We start from the raw sequence: 17,073 nt of genomic DNA on the forward strand, positions 1-17,073 counted from the left end.
GTCGGTGGCGCTCGGCGCGGCGGATCGGCCAGTGCAAAGACCGCCGCAGTGCTCGCCCACGACCGCGATCCGGCGTGCTCCGCCATGCTCCGGCGGCAACAAATTGCGACGAACGGGTGTACTCCCAAAGGGGCGGGGCACTATGCCCGGGCACCGAACAGCACGCACCGGGTACGAATCAGAGGGGGACGCCGACCATGAACCCGAGCGCCACGACCGCTTGCACAGCCGCCGAGGAGGCCACTGGGGCCGCTCTTCCGGTCGCGCCGGCAGCGGCCGCACCGCCGGTGGTCGAGTTGCCGATCGTCGAAGACATGGCGGACGTCACCGCGAGCGACGCGCGAGCGATGTCCAAGGTGCTCTTCGACCGACTGAAGGTGCTGGAGGAAGGCACGCACGAGTACCAATACGTGCGCAACACCCTGATCGAACTCAACATCCCGTTGGTCCGGTTCGTGGCCGCCCGCTATCGCTCGCGGCACGAGTCCACCGAGGAGATGGTCCAGGTCGGCACGATCGGCCTGATCAAGGCGATCGACCGGTTCGACGCGTCGTTCGGGACCGAGTTCCCCACCTTCGCGATCCCCACCATCTCCGGTGAGATCAAGCGCTTCTTCCGGGACACGAGCTGGGCCGTGCACGTGCCCCGCCGACTTCAGGAACTGCGCATCGAACTGGCCCGCGCCCGGGACGCGTTCACGAACGAGTTCGACCGCGAACCGACGCCCGGCGAGTTGGCCGAGCGGCTCGGCATCGGCATCGAGGAGGTCACCGAGGGGCTGACCGCCGCCGCCGGCTACTCGGCCGCCTCGCTGGACGCGCCGGCCGGGGACAACGGGCCCGCCGAGAGCTACGCCATGCGGTCCTCGTTCGTCGATCCGGGCTACGAGATCGCGGAGAACCTGCACGTACTCAAACCGCTGCTCGCGGCACTGCCGCAACGCGACCGGGAGATCGTGTCGATGCGGTTCGGCGAGGAGCTGACCCAGGCCCAGATCGGTGAACGCCTCGGGATCTCCCAGATGCACGTGTCCCGCCTGCTCAGTCGCATCCTGACCCGGCTGCGCGGGGAACTGCTCGCCGAGTGACGCGACGGTGTGCCACCGGGTGACGACGGAGCGGGGCCGACGGGAACAGGGTCGGGCCCCGCTTCGTTGTTCGATCGGCTGCCTCGGTCGAGCTTCTCGGCCCGAGTGCGCCCTCGGGTCGGGTACGGGCCGAGGTGGTGGTGTCGGGGACACGAGGCGCGGGCGCGTGTCGTATCTCGTGGAGTGCCCGACGCACCACACGTCGACGACGCGAGTGCGCACGCGCCCGCCGAAGTGGAGGCCCAGTGGGCTCGTCCGGTGCTCTCACCCGGTCCGTACGTCGCTTCCTGGGCAGAGCGGGGACGGTGGGCTCGACGAGCCTGCGCCCGCTGGTCCGCCGGGCCGGAGAGCGGGAGGCGGCGCTGCGCGCCCTGACCGACGCGGAGTTGCGCGCCGCGGCGGACGCGCTGCGGAGTCGGGCCGACACGAAAGGTGAGACCCGGCAGTCGTGGGACGACGACGTGCTGGTCGAGCTGTGCGCGCTGGGCCGTGAGGCGGCCCACCGTGCCCTGGACGAACGTGCCTTCGACGTACAGCTCCTGGGTGTGTTGGGCCTGCTGCGCGGCACCGTGGTGGAGATGGCCACCGGCGAGGGCAAGACCCTGGTCGGCGCGCTGGCCGCGGCCGGGTTCGCGATCCAGGGTCGGCGGGTGCACGTGTTGTCGGTCAACGACTACCTGGCCCGCCGCGACGCCGAGTGGATGTGGCCCGTCTACGAACTCCTGGGCGTGGAAGCCGGCTATGTGACCCAGGCGTCCACCCACGCGGAGCGGCAGGCCGCCTACGCCCGGGACGTCGTCCATGTCGCGGTCGGCGAGGTGGGCTTCGACACGCTGCGCGACCGATTGCGCACCACCGCCTCGGAGTTGGTGTTGCCCGAGCCGGACGTGGCGATCGTCGACGAGGCGGACGCGGTACTGATCGACGAGGCCCGGATCCCGCTCGTCCTGGCCGGCGGGGTGGCCGCGGGCTCGGACGAGGCGGAGGCCGCCCGGGTGGTCTCGGGCCTGGTCGACGGCCTGCACTTCGCGGCCGAGGCGGACGGGATGACGGTGCACCTCACCGACGCGGGGGTGACCGAGGTGGAACGCGCCCTGGGCGTGGACAACCTCTTCGCGCTCGGGATGGACGCCCGGCTCTCGCAGATCAACGTCGCGCTGTACGCGAGCGTGTTGCTGCGCCGAGACGTGGACTACCTGGTCCGGGACGGCCGGATCCGCCTGGTGGACGCCAACCGCGGCCGACTGGCCCAGCGCCAACGCTGGCCGGACGGGCTGCACGCGGCGGTGGAGGCCAAGGAGGGCCTGGTCGTCGGGCCGCGCGGGGAGGTGTTGGACCAGTTGATCGTCGCCGACCTGATCGGCGGCTACCCGACCGTGGCCGGGATGACCGGAACCGCGGTGATCGTGGCCGAGCAACTGCGCGAGTTCTACCGCCTGGAGACCGGCGACCTGCCGCCGAACGTGCCCTGTGTGCGGGTCGACGAGCCGGACCGGCTGTACGACGACGAACAGGCCCGCGACGCCGCGCTGATCGACCTGGTGGAGCACGCGCACGCCACCGGCCGGCCGATCCTGGTGGGCACCCGCGACGTCGCCAAGTCCGAGCAGATCGGGGCCGCGATAAGGGAGTTGGGCCTGGAGTGCGCGGTGCTCAACGCCCGGGACGACAGCCGCGAGGCGGCGATCATCGCCGAGGCCGGGGCGGTGGGGGCGATCACCGTTTCCACCCAGATGGCCGGCCGCGGCACCGACATCCGGCTCGGCGGCCGGGACGGGAAGGACCACGAACGGGTCGCCGAACTGGGCGGGTTGCTGGTCGTCGGCGTCGGCAGATATCCCACCCGTCGGCTGGACGACCAGCTTCGCGGGCGGGCCGGCCGGCAGGGCGACCCGGGCACCTCGGTCTTCCTGACCAGCCTGGACGACGAATCGATCACCCGGCACGCGTCCGACCCGCCGCCCCGATCCGCCCGGGTCGAGGACGACGGACGCATCCGCGACGCATCGGTGCGGCGCTACGTCGAGCACGTGCAGCGGGTGGCCGAGGGCACGCTGCTCGAAGGACACCGCACCACATGGCGGTACAACCAGCAACTCCGGCTCCAGCGCGAGGAAGTGCTCGACCTGCGCCGGCGCATCCTGCACGACGACGAGGCCGCCCTGGTCCTGGCCGACCTGCGCCCCGAGCGCTGGGCCGAACTCCTGGACGAGGTAGGCGAATCGGTCCTGGCCGAAGCCGCCCGGCAACTCCTCCTCTACGACCTCGACGCGGCCTGGACCGAGCACCTGGCCCGCACCGCCGACCTGCGCGAAGGCATTCACCTGCGCGCCCTCGGCCGCCAGAACCCCCTCGAAGCCTTCCACGCCGAGACCCAACGCGCCTTCATCCCCCTTATCTCCCGCGCCCAATCCGCCGCAGCCGACCGCCTCGACACCGCCCACATCACCGACGCCGGCCTCGACCTCGAACGCTCCGACGTGCAACGCCCCACCTCGACGTGGACCTACATGGTCCGCGACCAACACTTCACCGCGATCGACGAACCCTTCCTGACCGGAATCGGCAAACGCCTGCGCTCGGCGAGCCGGGAGGACTGAACGAACCGTGAACCGAGCCGTCGGTCGGGCGCCCTGGCCGGGAGCGGATTCAAGCGCCGACACGGCCTGCGCCTGGTGGCCATTCTGGTTTGAGTGCAGGCAGCGTCAACGGGCACCGCGTCCGGCGGCGGCGCCGAATTTGCGCAGGGTTGCCGCGTCCTCGTGGGGCCCGGGGCTCGATGAGCTGCTTCGGCGTGGGGGTCGGTCTTCGTGGGGGCGGTATTAGAGTCGGGGGATGGGAGCGACTGACGAGGGGACCGTGCGGGTCGACAGTTGGGTCTGGTCGGTGCGGTTGACCAAGACTCGGTCGTTGGCTGCGGCGGCGTGCAAGGCCGGGCACGTGCGGGTCAACGGGGACAAGGTGAAGCCGGCGCAGGCGATCAAGGTCGGCGACGAGGTGCGGCTGCGCCAGGACGGGCACGAGCGGATCGTCGTGGTCAAGCGCATCGTCCGCAAGCGGGTCGGCCCGCCGGTGGCCGCCGAGTGTCTGATCGACAACAGCCCCCCGCCGCCACCGCGCGAAGAGGTCGCGGTGGCCCGGCGCGATCGTGGTGCCGGCCGGCCGACAAAGCGCGAGCGGCGGGTGTTGGAGCAGTTCCGTGAGCGCTGAGCGATGAGCGATGGTGGGCCCGACTGTCGAGCCGGGCCCACCGGGTCGGGGTCCGACGTCAAGGCTCGACCGGACCGCCCGCCGGGTTCCGTTCCGCCACCGCACGCGGCAGCGTCTCGCCGCGGAAGAACGCCGGCTGCGCGAACCGATACCCGAGCATCAGCACCGCGCCCAGGAGCAGCGCGCCGATCCCGGTCAGGAATACCCCGCCGAGCTGCCAGTGCGGCGCGAACGGCAGCGTCCAGTAGGTCGTGCCGTAGTCCTTGTCCGAATACACGATGCACGCGTCGACGAAGAAGTACGCCAGCAGCGCCCCGCCCAGGCCCGGCATGACGCCCTTGGTGACCAGGTCGCGTCGGCTGCGGGTGAGCACCCGCCGGTGGAACCAGACGCACGCGAAGCCGGTGATGCCGTAGTAGAACGCGATGGCCAGCCCGATCGAACCGATCGAGTCGGTGAGCACGTTCGTGCTGACCCGGGTGATCGCGACGTAGAAGACCACCGACGCGATGCCCATCCCGACCGTGGACCAGGTCGGCACCAGGTTCCGGTGGTGCACGCGGGCGAAGTTCTGCGGGATGGCCCGGTGTGCGGCCATCGACAGCGCGGTGCGCGCGGTCGGCAGGATCGTGGTCTGGGTGGAGGCGGCCGACGACGTGAGCACCATGAACACGAGCAGCTTGGCCATGAACCAGCCGAACCCCTCGGTGCCGAACACGCTCGATCCGAGACTGGAGAGGACGTCCCCGGAGTTGTCCGGATTGGCCAGACCGTTGCCGGTGTCGCCGGCACCCGCGAAGGACAGGGCCGAGGTGCTGATCAACAGATAGATCAGCAGCAGGAGCACGGTCGACACGACCGCGGCCCGACCCGGGGTGTGCCGGGTGTCCGCGGTCTCCTCGTTGATCGAGACGGCGGTGTCCCAGCCCCAGTAGATGAACACCGCGGCCAGGACGCCCTTGGTCAGCGCGTCGATCGAGTCGATCTCGAACGGGTTGAACCAGGACCAGCCGATGTGCACCGAGCCGTCCGGCGCGTTGCCCAGGTAGACCTTCCACAGCGCGGTCAGACCGAGGGCGATCAGCACCACGATCTCGATGGTCAGCAGCACCTTCTGGAGGTTGGCCGACAGTTCGATGCCGACGTAGCAGATCCAGGTCATCAGGATGATCCAGACGACCCCGGCGAACGTCGTCCAGAACGTGTCCTCGGCCAGGCCGTGGGCGCCGATCAGTTGGAAGCCGTACTGTCCCGCGATCTGCGCGAGGTTGGCCATCACGATGACGTCCGCGACGATGATGGCCCAGCCGCCCATCCAGCCGGTCATCGGCCCGAACGTGCGCGAACCCCACGTGAACGTGGTGCCGCAGTCCGGGGTGTCCTCGTTGAGTTCCTTGTAGCCGTAGGCGATCAGGAACATCGGGATGAAGGCCAGCACCATCACGATCGGCGATTGCAGGCCGACGCCCGCGACGATGATGCCGAGCGTCGCGGCGATGCTGTAGGCCGGTGCGGTGGAGGCGAGCCCGATCACGACGCTGGAGGCAAGGCCCAGCGCGCCGGTCTTGAGGCCCTTCTCGCCGGCTGCGCGACGCAGCGGCGGTTCGGACGGGGAGGGTCTTGCGGGGTCGATGGTGGCCATGGCGAACCGTCCTGTCCTAGACGGGTGGTTTTACACCCGTTCGACCGAAAAGGACCATCGGAAGCAGGTCATCAGATTAGACCCGCCGGTAACCCGACCGGCAGCCCCGGCGCCCGGGAAAATCAAGGAACTGATGCTCTGTCAGACGCCCCGCCCGGACAGCCCGACAGGCTCCGGCGCCGAAAGGGTCGGCGACGCGGCCCGGTCGAGCCGGCCGCGGGCGCGCAACCGCGAGTCCAGTCGAGCGGCCGCCAGTCCGGCCAGCCCCAGCCCGGCGCCGACCCAGGCCACCGCCGCGTAGTCGAAGCCGGCCGCGATCACCCGGCCGCCCAGGAGCGGCCCGATGGTGATGCCGACGTTGAACGACGCGGTGTTGGTCGCCCCGGCCAGGGTCGGCGCGTCGGCGGCGATCGCGAACACCCGGGCGTTGACGGCCGGGTTGGCGGCGAATCCGGCCAGTCCGAGCAGGAAGACCAGGACCAGGGTGGCCGCGAGGTTCTCGGCGGTGAGCGCGAGCAGGACGCACACGGCCACGATCGTGCCGATGCTCGCGTACAACGTGCCGAACGGGTGCTCGTCGGCCAGTCGGCCGCCCGCGGTGATCCCGACCACCGCGCCCACGCCGTACCAGGACAACGCCAGCGGCACCCACGCCTCGCCGATGCCCGTGGTGTTGGTCAGCATCGTGCCCAGGTAGCTGAAGACCGCGACCACGGCGCCGAAGCTGAACGCGGTGGTCGCGTAGGCCACCCACAATTGTGGCCGCCGCATCGCGCGCAGTTCGGTGCGTACCGAACGCGGCGTCTCGTGGGTGGGGCGCCCGGCCGGCAGGACCACGTACACGGCCACCGTGCTGAGCGCCGTCAGTACCGCGACCGCCCAGAACGCCGCACGCCAACCGGCCCAGTTGCCGATCATCGTGCCCAGCGGCAGGCCGACCACGGTGGCCAGGGACAGTCCGCCCGCCACCACGGCCATCGCCTTGGCCTTCGCGTTCGCGGCGACCAGGCCCAGCGCGGTGACGGCGGCGACCGCCCAGAAGCCCGCGTACGCGACGGCGCTCACGAAGCGGGTGGCCAGCACGAGCCAATAGCCGGGCGCCAGCGCGCCGACCACGTGGCCGAGCACGAACACGACCTGGAACGCGACCAGCGCGGTGCGGCGCGGCCATTGCAGCGTGGCGACCGCGAGCAGCGGCGCGCCGACGACCATGCCGACGGCGAAGGCGGAGATCAGCAACCCGGCGTCGGGGATGGACACGCCGAGATCGGCGGCCATCGTCTCCAGCAGCCCGGAGAGCATGAACTCCGAGGTGCCCTGGGCGAATATGCCCAGTCCGAGGATGTAGACGGCAAGGGGCATGGGGGACTCCCGAGTGTCGTGGGTGATGTGTTTTGGAATGATCAGTTCAAAACGAGCGCATGCGTGGTTGCTCCCGGCGGCGCGCGGAGTGGGTCGCCTGGGCGGGCGGGTGTTTCCGGTGGGTGTTTCCCTCCGCCTACAGCGCGCCCAGGGTCGTGTTCGCGATCGCCTCCAGGCCGGCTCGGTCCACGCCGCTGCGTGCGGCCAGGCGGATGCCCGACACCGTGCCGATCACGGCGTGCGCGAGTGCGCCGGCGTCCTTGTCCCGGTCGACCTCGCCGGCCAGGCGACCGTTGTCGATGGCGGCCTTGATCGCGGCATGCCGGCGCGCGTAGTCGCGCTTGAGCAGCAGGGCCACCTCCGGATCGCGCCCGGCCAACTCGATCGCGGTGTTCACGACCAGGCAGCCGCGCCGGTCGCCGGTCTCGTCGCTCTCCTCGGCCACGATCACGGACAACAGTGCGCGGATCTTGTCGTGCACGGGCCGATCGCTCTCCAGGTTCGCGACCTGAAGCGATGTCATGTGCTCGATGTAGCTCCGCAGCGCCCGCAGGAACAGCTCGTGCTTGCCGGCGAACGTGTTGTAGATGCTGCTGCGGCCGAGCCCGGTCGCGTCGCACAGGTCCTGGGTCGAGGTGGCCTCGTAGCCGGCGACCCAGAAGGCTTCGAGCGCCGCCTGGACCGCCTCGTCTTCGTCGAACTTCCGGGGTCGGGCCATGCGAGAACGCTAACAGGTTTTGTAATGGTCGGTCCAATACGGCGGATCGGCGCCTGGGGGGAGCGTTGCGCGGGCTCGCCGGGTCTCGGCTCCGCCGCGCGCCCGTCGGGTCTCCGCCGTACCGCGCGCCCCTCGGGCCTCCGCCGTGCCGCGTGCCGGGTGTGCGTGCCGCCCGGGCGCGCAGGCCGGTCGGGCGCCCGGCGCGCGCTAGCCGTCGGTCAGCTTGGCGCCGAGGGTGGTCGGGTCGGTGGCCGCGGCGAGCAGGCGGGTGCGGATCGCGGTGCCGGCTCGGAGGTAGGCGCTCGTGTCGTCGTGCAGCATGCTGATGCCGTTGGCGGTCTCCAGGAACGCGATCAGTTCGAAGACCAGTTGGGCCGCGTCGAGGTCGGCCGGCGCGTCGCCGTTCGTCTTGGCGGTCTCGATCTGGGCGAGCAGCAACTCGCGCCACCCCCGCCAGGCCCCCGCGATCGCGTCCCGGACCCGGCCCGGCCGGGCGTCGAACTCGGCCGAGGCGTTGAAGAAGAAGCAGCCGCCGGGGAACACCCGGTCGCGGGAGTAGGCGATCCAGCGCTCGGTCAACCGCCAGAGCCGGATCAGCCCGGCGGGCTCGGCGCGTGCGGGGGTGACCACGTGTTCGAGGTAGACGTCCACGGCCGCGGCGATCGCGGCGAGTTGCAGTTCCTCCTTCGATCCGAAGTGTGCGAACACCCCGCTCTTGCTGATCTCCAGGTCGCCCGCGAGTCGGCCGATGGACAGCCCTTCGAGGCCCTCGACGGACGCGATGTCCGCGGCGCGGCGGACGATCGCCAGTCGGGTGCGATCGCCCTTGCGGACCCGCCCATCCGTGGGGGACGCGCTCACGATCACTCCTGCCTCCGGCGGTTCGGCGGATCGGCGAATCCGCCGGACGGTCGTTCGACCGATCGCCGTCGATTATCTCCCGGTCGCCTTGACAGGCTCTCGCCCTCGGTAAATAGTACGACCGGTCGTGCAGTTTTCCAAGAAGTGCACGCTTCGACCCGACCGGCCGTCCGCCACCGCACGACCGGCCACCACCAGCCCTCGCCCGAGGAGGCGCCCGATGACCGACCCCCGAACACCCGCCGGCACCGACCCCGCCATCGACCTCCGAGCGCTCGACGCGCAGGCGCTGGACCGCCGGGCGATCGTGATCGCGCTGGACGCGGCGCGGCTCGTCCGGCCCGATCAGTGGGAGTCGCCCACCCCGTGCGAGGGATGGAACCTGCGTGATCTGCTCGGCCACATGGTCGCGGAGAACCGCGGCTTCATCGCCGCGGCCGCCGGCGCCACGGATCGGCGGGTCTGGCACGACGCCTCGCTCGGTGCCGACCCGTGGGTCGACTTCGCCGACTCGGCGGTGGGCGTCACGGCCGCGCTGTCCGGTCCCGAGGTGCTGGAACGGCGCTTGCTCATAAGGGAGTTCGGTACCTTCCCGGGCTCGGTCGCGATCGCCATGCACTTCCTGGACAACCTCGTGCACGCCTGGGACGTCGCCCGCACGATCGGCCTGCCCGGCACCATCGACCCCGAACTCGCGCTGTGTGCCCTGGCGTTCGCCGAGCGTTGGGAGCTCGGCCGGCCCGGCATCGCCTTCGGCGGCGCGGTCGAGCCGCCGGTGGACCCGACACCGGGGGAGCGCCTCCTGGCGCTGCTCGGGCGCACGCCGCACCGGCGGTCGGCGTGAGTGCCGTCGAGGCGTCCGCGCGGATCGCCCTGCGGGCCACCGGTGCGCTGTCCACGCGAGCGGCCGGCGCCCTCGCCTACCTGCTGTTCCGGCGCCCGTTCGTCCGAGGTCGGGTGCGGCCCGGCGAGCATTCGGCGCACATGTTCGCGATCACGGAAACGATGTACGTCGGCGGCAAGCGGGTGGTCACCTACCGCTGGGGCGACGGCGCCGAGCCGGTGCTCCTGCTGCACGGCTGGCGGTCGCGCGCCTCGCGATTCGCGCCGCTCGTCGAGGAGTTGCGGGCTCGCGGGCTGACCCCGATCGCCTTCGACGCGCCGGGCCACGGGGATTCCGGCGGCACGAGTACCACCGTCCTCGAATACGCCGAGATCGCTCTCCGACTCCAGGAAAGACACGGCGACTTCCGGGCGGTGCTCGGGCATTCCTTCGGCGTGCTCGGTGCGTTCCAGGCGCTGCGCTCGGGACTGCGGGCCGACCGGGTGGTCGCGGTGGCGGGGGTGTGCGACATGGAGTACCTGCTCGACCGGTTCAGCGCCGAACTCGACCTCGACCCGAGGGTCAAGGCACGGTTGCGGGAGCAGGCGGACACGCGGCTCCTGGCCCCGGAGTCGGCCATCTGGCAGCGGTTCTCCGCGCCCTACGGAGCCGGCCCGGCGCGGGTGCCGATCCTGGTCGTGCACGACGAGGACGACACCATGGCGGTGGCCGACCAGGGCTATCGACTCGCGGCGGCCTACCCCGACCAGGCCCGGCTGTACGTCACCCGAGGGCTGGGCCACAACCGGGTACTGGGCGACGCCGCGGTCCTCGCCGAGGTGCTCCGCTTCCTCGACGCACCTCGGCGGGAACGCGCGACGGAGTGTGTATGAGAGCGGCCGGACGGAACGCCCGCGGTAGCCGACGGGACACCGCAGCCGCCCGACGGGACACCCCCGACGGCACCTCACCCCGGCGGATCCGGCGGCCTCACCCTGCGGACCCCGCCCGCCGCTCCGCCGGCGCACCGACCCGCGCGGGCTGCGGTGCCTCGACCCGCGCGGATCGCGGTGCCTCGACCCGCCCGGCCGACCGCCGCGGCCCGGGCCACGGGTATCGCTCCACGTTCCGCACCGGCGGCGGCACGGCGGGTGTCTCGTCGTCGACGATCCGGTGGTACCGCAGCGCGAAGTAGTTCGCGGTCGGATGGCCCGCGAGCAGCGGAGCGGCGAAACTGCCGGTGCCCTTGACCATGTCGGAGCGCGAGTTGGCCAATTGCACGTAGGTGAAGGTGCCCGCGCTGCGCCCGATCCACCCGGTGAAGAGCACCACGTGGCCGTCGTCGGTGTCGTCGAGCGCGTCGCCCGGGAGCAACTCGTCCCGCTCGATCCGGTCGGTGAGCGAACGCCGGTCGAGCGAGTCGGTGTTGAAGTCGGTGCTCGGCAGGTGCCAGGCCATCGCGACCAGGCCCGAACAGTCCGTGCGGTATTCGTGCGCCCCCTCCGGGTCCGCGGCCTCGGCTCCCTGGTCGTACTGGATGTCGCGGTCGTACCAGTCCTCGGCGCGCTCCAGGACCTCGGCACGGGTGATGTCCGCGCCGCGCTCGGAGGTGGTCGGCGAGTGGGCCCCGGCGGGAGCGGCGGAGGTGGTGGCCGCGGCCCGCGGCGCGGCCGACCCGCCGAGCGCGGCGGCGGCGAGGAACGAGAGGGCGAACAGGGCGCGGGTACGGCGATCCGTGCCGAAAGTGACGATTTGTCGCATGACACCAGACTTGGCCATGCCGGCACGCTCGTGGTGGATCGCAACGCGGGTCGGCCGGGCTACTTGGCCGCGCCGAGTCCGATGTCCAGGACGGCCTCGACCTCGCGGCCCCGCTCGTCCAGGAAGTGCAGTGAGCCGCCCGCGCTGTAACCGGCGCCACTGGGGACCTGAACGGTGAAGGACCTGGTGCCGTTCGCCAAGCCGCGGTCGACGGTCCGCACGGTGATCGGCGCCTTGTCGTTCTCGAACCTCGCGGTCACCGCGACCACCTTGGCCGACACCTGACCGAAGGTGATCGTCCCCAGCGATCCGACGCCCGGCCGGTACAGCGCGGTGTCGCCGACGGCGATCGAGGCGATGTTCCAGGCATGACTCGACTCCGGGGACACCCCCTGGGCGGGTTCGCACCACTGGCCGCCCCGATTGTCCAGGCGCCCGTCCAGGAACACCTCGACCACGTCGCACCCGGGCGCATCGATCGCGGCCTGCGCGTCGCCCCGGGGGGCGCGCGCCAGCGCCCAGCGATGCCCGTCGAACTCGCCCGTTGCGATGACGTTCCGGTCGGGCGACTCGGTCACGGTTTCGGGGTGCGGGGGAATCGTGGACGAGGCCGGCGCCTCGCGTGCCGGGCCGGTCGCCCGGGTGTGCGATCCGGACAGGGACGCCGCGGTCATCGCCGAGACCGCGACCACCGCCACGACCGAGGCGGCGATCAACGCGGTACGTCGGCGCCGGGCGCGTCGACCGCGCTGCTCGATCCGGTCGATCGGTGCGACGCTCGGCGGCAACTCCTCGACCCGGGCGGCCAACTCGTCCCGCAGCCATCGCTCCTGGTCAGCCCCGGTCATCTGCGTACTCCTCGTTTCCGATGCGGATTCCGGCAAGTCCCGGATGGACACGCAGTTTGGCCAGGCCCCTGGCGGCCTGACTCTTGACCGCGCCGAGTGAACAGCCGAGGATCCGGGACACCTCCGCCTCGGGTAGATCGTCCCAGTAGCGCAGCACGATGATCGCGCGCTGCCGGGCGGGCAGATCGGCGAGCGCGGTGCGCAACATCTGCCGCTGGTCGGCCCGGACGTACGGGTCCTCGCCGATCCGCTCCGGTGGTTCGGCCCGCAGGTGCTCGGCGACCCGCCGCTTGCGGAAGCGGGACGTGTTGGTGTTCACCAGGATGCGGCGCACGTAGGCGTCCGGACTGTCCGCGCGGCGCACGCGACGCCAGTTCAGGTACGTCTTGGTCAAGGCGGTCTGGGCGACGTCCTCCGCGATGGCGTGGTCACCGCTCAGCAGGTAGGCGGTTCGTACCAGTCCGCTCCAGCGGGATTCGACGAACGCCCGAAAATCGGCGACCTCTTCGGCTTTCACTCGCACCTCCGAACTCACAGAGCACCGACTCGACCCGGAAGGTTGCCTGGTCTCCCGAAGTTTTCCGACCCGGATTCGCGCGACCGGGGAACGGCTCGTGGGGGTGCGTGGGCTTCGGCGATGCGGTCCGGGCGGGGCCGGCCGGGGTCGGGTCTACCCGCCCGAGGAGCCGGATCCGAGCACCGCTCGGGACGCGGTCAGGGCGATGCCCTCGATCGACGCGGGCGGAGTGCGGCCGGCCGCCAGGTGAGTCCGGATCGCCGCGTACGGGATGTCCACCAGCGCGAAGGCGACCCGCTCCAGCGCGGCCGGGGTGACCCGGCCGAAGCGGGCGCGGGTGTACGACCGCAGCGCGCTCGCCACGGCCTCGTTGAGCGTGGTCGACTCCGGGCCCAGCTCCTCGGGCCACCGCGCGATCAGGTCCTCGCGCCGATGCAGCAGCAACACCGCCGCCTCGTCCGGATGTTCACGCACCCAGGCGAACACGGCCCGAACCGCGCGGTCGGCCCCCCGATCCGGGTCGGGATCGGCGAGCGCGGTCAGGAACGGCTGTTGGAAGCGTCGCACGGTGCGCACCCACAGGCGGGCGAGCAACAGGTCGCGCGACGCGAAGCGGTGATACACCGACCCGACCGGCGCACCCGCCTCGGCGGCCACCGCCGCGACGGTCACGGCGCCTGCGCCGGTGCGGGCGGTGACTCGCAGCACCGCGTCGAGGAAGTCGTCGTCGGTGAACCTCGGTTTGCGGCCCACGATTCCTCCGCGCTTGACACCGGCCGGCGGCCGGCGTTTTCTGGAATCAGGATTCTAGTATGGAACAACCAATACGGCGAACGATTGGCGGTACGCACCATGCCGACCTCACCGACCTCACCGACCTCACCGACCGGCTCGCCGAACCTCGTCGACGCGGCGTTGCGCATCCTGCGCTCGCACGCGTTCGGGTTCCTGGCCGGCACCGACACGGCCGGCGCGCCGCGGGTGCGTCTGGTGCAACATCTCGCGGTCGAGGACGACGCGACGATCCGGATCGGTACGAGCCCGCGCTCGCGCAAGGCGGTCGACCTGATCGCCCGGCCGCAGGTGTGCTACTCGGTCGAGGACCGTGCGGCGGTGGCCTATGCGACGTTTTATGCCCGAGCCGAACTCGTCTGTACCGGACCGGAGTTGGTGACCCATTGGGACGAGACGCTGCGGCCGTTCTTCCCGGCCGGGCCCACCGGCGGCGACTTCGCGCTCGTGCGCCTGGTACCGCACCGAGTGGAACTGGTCGACTTCACCGCCGGCATCCATCCCGATCCGTATGGGCTGGTCGCGGCGGTGGCGCAGGTGCCGTAGCCGGGTGCGCGACCGTGCTCAGGCCGGGAAGTCGAAGGTGTAGCCCTGCCGGACCAGCCACGGCAACAACTGCTTGAGTGCGGCCAGGGTCTGCCCGCGGTCGCCGCCCGCGTCGTGCATCAGGATGATCCCGCCGGGCTTTAGCTCCTTCTCGGCGGTGGCCAGGATCTTGTCCGCGCCGGGACGTTGCCAGTCGCGCGTGTCGTCGGACCAGTCCAGCGAGCGCATGCCGCGCCCGGCCGCCATCGCGCGCACCTGCGGGGACCAGTCGCCGCCGGGTGCGCGGAACCAGTCCACCCTGGTCCCGGGGCCGGCCGCCGCGACGATCTGGTCGTGCGCGGTGGTGATCTCGTAGTCGATCCGGGACAGCGGGCGCTCGGCGATGCGCTCGTCGTGGGTGACCGAGTGGTCGCACAGCCGGTTGCCGTCCGCGACGACCTCCTTGACCAGCTTCGGATCGGCCTTCGCGTTCGGGCCCAGCATGCAGAAGGTGGCCTTCGCCCGATACTCCTTCAACAGCGCCAACACCTGTGGGGTCCACTGCGGACTCGGCCCGTCGTCGAACGTCAACGCGACGGTACGGCCGCCGCTCGCGGTCCTGCGCACCAGCGTGTCCGGCACCAGCGGCGGCGGCACCGACGCCTGCGGATCGGCCGCCGTCGGTGCGTCGGACGGGGGCGGCCCGACGTCCGCGGCCCCCTCGCGTCCGCCGGGCCCGGCCGCCCGGTCGCCGGAGTCCGAGGAGCAGGCCGCGGTGCCCACCGCGAGCACGGCGGCGATCGCGAGAATGGTCGGATTACGCAGGCCACGACGGGTGTTGAGGCTAGTCACCGGTTGACTCCCAGCATGGTTCGAAAGCGAGGAAACACTTTCGAACACGCCCACAGCCAACGAAGGGGTTCCGTCTCGGGACCCATTTTGCGGCGACTTTGTGCGTTGTCGACCATCCCCGGACGATTCGACCGGCCGCGCGGTGGGCACGGCGGCGGTCTCGCCCCGGCCGAGTCGGGGCGGGGGCGATCAGGCCCGGTCGAGGGCGGTGAGGGTGCCGGCCAGGTCGAGGGCTTCGGGGGCCGGACGGTTGTACGGGAGCCTGCCGAGCACGCTCGCCATGCCGCACGTGTCGGTCACGGCGGAGAAGATCAGACCGGAGCCGATCGCGCCGGCCAACAGGCGCACCTTGGGCGCGCGCCGGCCGACCGCCAAGCCGAGCACGACCATGGTGCCGGCGGCCAGCCGGACCTGACGCTCCATCGGCCACACGTTGCGGGCATCGTTCGGGCCGTCCAGGGCATGACCGTCGGCGACCCAGGCCGAGGTGCCGCCGGTCAGGTGCGTGGCCGGGACACCGGCGGCGGACAGTTCGGCGCGAGCGCGCTCCGAGCGGGCCCCGGAGGCGCAGACGATCAGCAGCTCGGCGTTTTCGACCCGCTTGAGCACCGGTATCGCCTCGCGCAGCCGGTCCAGCGGGACGTTGTGCGCGCCGGGGATGTGGCCGGTCGCGTACTCGCCGGGGGTGCGCACGTCGAGCACGGTGAACTCGGTCAGCCGGGCGCGGACCTGCGCGGGGGCCAGGGCGGTCATGGGGATCGGGCCTTTCGACGGAGCCCGATGCCGGGAGCAGGAGGCACCGGTTCGGGGCGAATCCTGCGGTCGGGCATCGGGCGGGCTGAGCGGAGGGCTACCTACCGGTTGTGACTACCTTCGGCCAACGGAGGGATCGAGCTCGGTGTTCCGGGTCCGGCCCGGAAATCGGGATTGTTCCGGGGTCGCCTGCCGGTCCGGGGGCGCGGTTCGCGCCAGCAGCTCCGCGAGCAGCGGAGCCACCTGGTCCAGTTCGATCAGGAAGCCGTCGTGGCCGTGGGGCGACTCGACCACGCGCAGCGGACCCGCACCCGGTATGCCCTCGGCGAGGGTGCGCTGCTGGCTCGGCGGGTAGAGCCGGTCGCTGTCCACGGCCGCGACCACGGTCGGTGCGGTGACCCGGGCCAGGGCCGCGGCCACGCCGCCGCGATCCCGGCCCACGTCGTGGCTGTTCATCGCCTCGGTGAGGCTCACGTAGCTGCCCGCGTCGAAGCGCGCGGTCAGCTTGGCGGCGTGGTGGTCGAGGTAGGACTCCACCGCGTACCGCCCGGGCGGGTCCTCGTCGGGTTGGCGGGTCCGGCCGAAGCGGGTGGCCAGCTCGGTTTCGCTGCGATACGTGACATGCGCGATCCGCCGGGCCAGACCGAGCCCGCGCCAGGGCCCGGACTCGGCCGGCCGGTCGTGGTAGTCGCCACCGGCCCAGCCCGGATCCGCCCGGATCGCGTGCACCTGGGTCGAGCACCAGGCGATCTGCTCCGCACTCGCCGCCGCGGTGGTGGCGATCAGGAACAGCGCGCCGACCCGGTCCGGGTGCGTCACCGCCCACTCCACCGCCCGCATGCCACCCATCGACCCGCCCACCACCGCCGCCCAGCGCTCGATCCCGAGCAGCTCCGCGGTGGCCACCTCCGCCGCCACCTGATCGCGAACGGTCAACCGGGGAAAGCGACTTCCCCAGGCCCGACCGCCCGGCCCGGGAGATGCCGGGCCGGTCGTGCCCCGGCAACCACCGAGCGCGTTCGGGGCCACCACGAAGTACCGATCGGTATCCAGCGTGCGGCCCGGCCCGATCAGGCCGTCCCACCATCCCGGAGTGGGAAACCCCGGCCCGGCGGGACCGGCGACATGGCTGTCGCCGGTCAGCGCGTGCAGGACCAGGACCGCGTTGGCGCGGTCCGGGGCGAGCCGACCCCACGTCTCGTAGCCGATGTGGACCTCGGGCAGCAGCTCCCCGGACTCGGTCCACAGCGGCCGCGACAGGGTCAGCGAGCGCGGCCCCGCCGGGGCGGCGGGACCGGTGGGCGTGGCGTGCGACATGGTG

17 protein-coding genes are annotated in these 17,073 nt (G+C 71.7%); 6 read left to right on the top strand and 11 right to left on the bottom strand.

Annotated elements, in window-relative coordinates; genetic code table 11:
- Positions 1–197: 197 nt before the first annotated feature.
- The 3 genes from ACH4U8_RS25825 (at position 198) to ACH4U8_RS25835 (ending at position 4,298) form a co-directional block, all read left to right on the top strand.
- The gene (locus ACH4U8_RS25825; RefSeq protein ID WP_395780471.1) at positions 198–1,088 is read left to right on the top strand and encodes a SigB/SigF/SigG family RNA polymerase sigma factor; all 891 of its coding nucleotides are present in this window, start codon (positions 198–200) and stop codon (positions 1,086–1,088) included.
- Between the two features lie 245 nt (positions 1,089–1,333).
- The gene (gene secA2, locus ACH4U8_RS25830; RefSeq protein WP_395780473.1) at positions 1,334–3,688 is read left to right on the top strand and encodes an accessory Sec system translocase SecA2; all 2,355 of its coding nucleotides are present in this window, start codon (positions 1,334–1,336) and stop codon (positions 3,686–3,688) included.
- 235 nt (positions 3,689–3,923) lie between these two features.
- Complete coding sequence (locus tag ACH4U8_RS25835) at positions 3,924–4,298, top strand: RNA-binding S4 domain-containing protein (RefSeq protein ID WP_360320651.1); 375 nt, start codon at positions 3,924–3,926, stop codon at positions 4,296–4,298.
- Between the two features lie 58 nt (positions 4,299–4,356).
- Here ACH4U8_RS25835 and ACH4U8_RS25840 read toward each other — a convergent pair whose 3' ends face one another.
- The 4 genes from ACH4U8_RS25840 to ACH4U8_RS25855 all read right to left on the bottom strand — a co-directional run bounded on the left by ACH4U8_RS25840 (position 4,357) and on the right by ACH4U8_RS25855 (position 8,881).
- Positions 4,357–5,940 (bottom strand): APC family permease, encoded by a 1,584-nt coding sequence (locus tag ACH4U8_RS25840; RefSeq protein ID WP_395780475.1) that lies wholly within the window; start codon positions 5,938–5,940, stop codon positions 4,357–4,359.
- Positions 5,941–6,081: 141 nt separating this feature from the next.
- Positions 6,082–7,302, bottom strand: a complete 1,221-nt coding sequence (locus ACH4U8_RS25845) for a Cmx/CmrA family chloramphenicol efflux MFS transporter (RefSeq protein WP_395780477.1) — start codon at positions 7,300–7,302, stop codon at positions 6,082–6,084.
- Between the two features lie 136 nt (positions 7,303–7,438).
- Positions 7,439–8,020: a TetR/AcrR family transcriptional regulator gene (locus ACH4U8_RS25850; protein WP_395780479.1), complete on the bottom strand. Its 582-nt coding sequence runs from the start codon at positions 8,018–8,020 to the stop codon at positions 7,439–7,441.
- A gap of 207 nt (positions 8,021–8,227) precedes the next feature.
- A complete protein-coding gene (locus tag ACH4U8_RS25855) occupies positions 8,228–8,881 on the bottom strand; it encodes a TetR/AcrR family transcriptional regulator (RefSeq protein ID WP_360324079.1) in 654 nt (217 codons plus the stop codon).
- Positions 8,882–9,101: 220 nt separating this feature from the next.
- Between ACH4U8_RS25855 and ACH4U8_RS25860 the strand changes: the two genes are divergently transcribed.
- Together ACH4U8_RS25860 and ACH4U8_RS25865 are read left to right on the top strand one after the other, a co-directional pair.
- The gene (locus tag ACH4U8_RS25860; RefSeq protein ID WP_395780481.1) at positions 9,102–9,725 is read left to right on the top strand and encodes a TIGR03086 family metal-binding protein; all 624 of its coding nucleotides are present in this window, start codon (positions 9,102–9,104) and stop codon (positions 9,723–9,725) included.
- Entirely contained in the window at positions 9,722–10,597 is an 876-nt protein-coding gene (locus ACH4U8_RS25865) for an alpha/beta hydrolase (RefSeq protein WP_395780483.1), read from the top strand. The genes ACH4U8_RS25860 and ACH4U8_RS25865 overlap by 4 nt, the downstream gene beginning before the upstream one ends.
- A gap of 97 nt (positions 10,598–10,694) precedes the next feature.
- On the opposite strand, the gene ACH4U8_RS25870 is transcribed toward ACH4U8_RS25865, so the two are convergent.
- The 4 genes from ACH4U8_RS25870 to ACH4U8_RS25885 all read right to left on the bottom strand — a co-directional run bounded on the left by ACH4U8_RS25870 (position 10,695) and on the right by ACH4U8_RS25885 (position 13,583).
- Complete coding sequence (locus ACH4U8_RS25870; RefSeq protein WP_395780485.1) at positions 10,695–11,483, bottom strand: hypothetical protein; 789 nt, start codon at positions 11,481–11,483, stop codon at positions 10,695–10,697.
- A 41-nt stretch (positions 11,484–11,524) separates the two neighbouring features.
- Positions 11,525–12,313, bottom strand: coding sequence for a hypothetical protein (locus ACH4U8_RS25875; RefSeq protein WP_395780487.1), 789 nt, complete (start codon positions 12,311–12,313; stop codon positions 11,525–11,527).
- Positions 12,300–12,830 carry a SigE family RNA polymerase sigma factor gene (locus ACH4U8_RS25880; protein WP_360324089.1) on the bottom strand — a complete coding sequence of 177 codons (531 nt, stop codon included), beginning with the start codon at positions 12,828–12,830 and terminating at the stop codon, positions 12,300–12,302. Before ACH4U8_RS25880 ends, ACH4U8_RS25875 begins: the two co-directional genes overlap by 14 nt.
- Before the next feature lie 153 nt (positions 12,831–12,983).
- The gene (locus ACH4U8_RS25885) at positions 12,984–13,583 is read right to left on the bottom strand and encodes a TetR/AcrR family transcriptional regulator (protein WP_395780489.1); all 600 of its coding nucleotides are present in this window, start codon (positions 13,581–13,583) and stop codon (positions 12,984–12,986) included.
- A gap of 99 nt (positions 13,584–13,682) precedes the next feature.
- Here ACH4U8_RS25885 and ACH4U8_RS25890 point away from each other — a divergent pair, with 99 nt between their 5' ends.
- Positions 13,683–14,168 carry a pyridoxamine 5'-phosphate oxidase family protein gene (locus tag ACH4U8_RS25890; RefSeq protein WP_395780491.1) on the top strand — a complete coding sequence of 162 codons (486 nt, stop codon included), beginning with the start codon at positions 13,683–13,685 and terminating at the stop codon, positions 14,166–14,168.
- 18 nt (positions 14,169–14,186) lie between these two features.
- On the opposite strand, the gene ACH4U8_RS25895 is transcribed toward ACH4U8_RS25890, so the two are convergent.
- From ACH4U8_RS25895 to ACH4U8_RS25905, 3 genes are all read right to left on the bottom strand, one after another.
- A complete protein-coding gene (locus tag ACH4U8_RS25895) occupies positions 14,187–14,999 on the bottom strand; it encodes a polysaccharide deacetylase family protein (protein WP_395780493.1) in 813 nt (270 codons plus the stop codon).
- A 189-nt stretch (positions 15,000–15,188) separates the two neighbouring features.
- A complete protein-coding gene (locus ACH4U8_RS25900) occupies positions 15,189–15,752 on the bottom strand; it encodes a rhodanese-like domain-containing protein (RefSeq protein ID WP_395780495.1) in 564 nt (187 codons plus the stop codon).
- 114 nt (positions 15,753–15,866) lie between these two features.
- A complete protein-coding gene (locus ACH4U8_RS25905) occupies positions 15,867–17,069 on the bottom strand; it encodes a homoserine O-acetyltransferase (protein WP_395780497.1) in 1,203 nt (400 codons plus the stop codon).
- Between the last annotated feature and the right edge of the window lie 4 nt (positions 17,070–17,073).

The organism is Embleya sp. NPDC020886 (assembly GCF_044333915.1).
Lineage (GTDB): Bacteria > Actinomycetota > Actinomycetes > Streptomycetales > Streptomycetaceae > Embleya.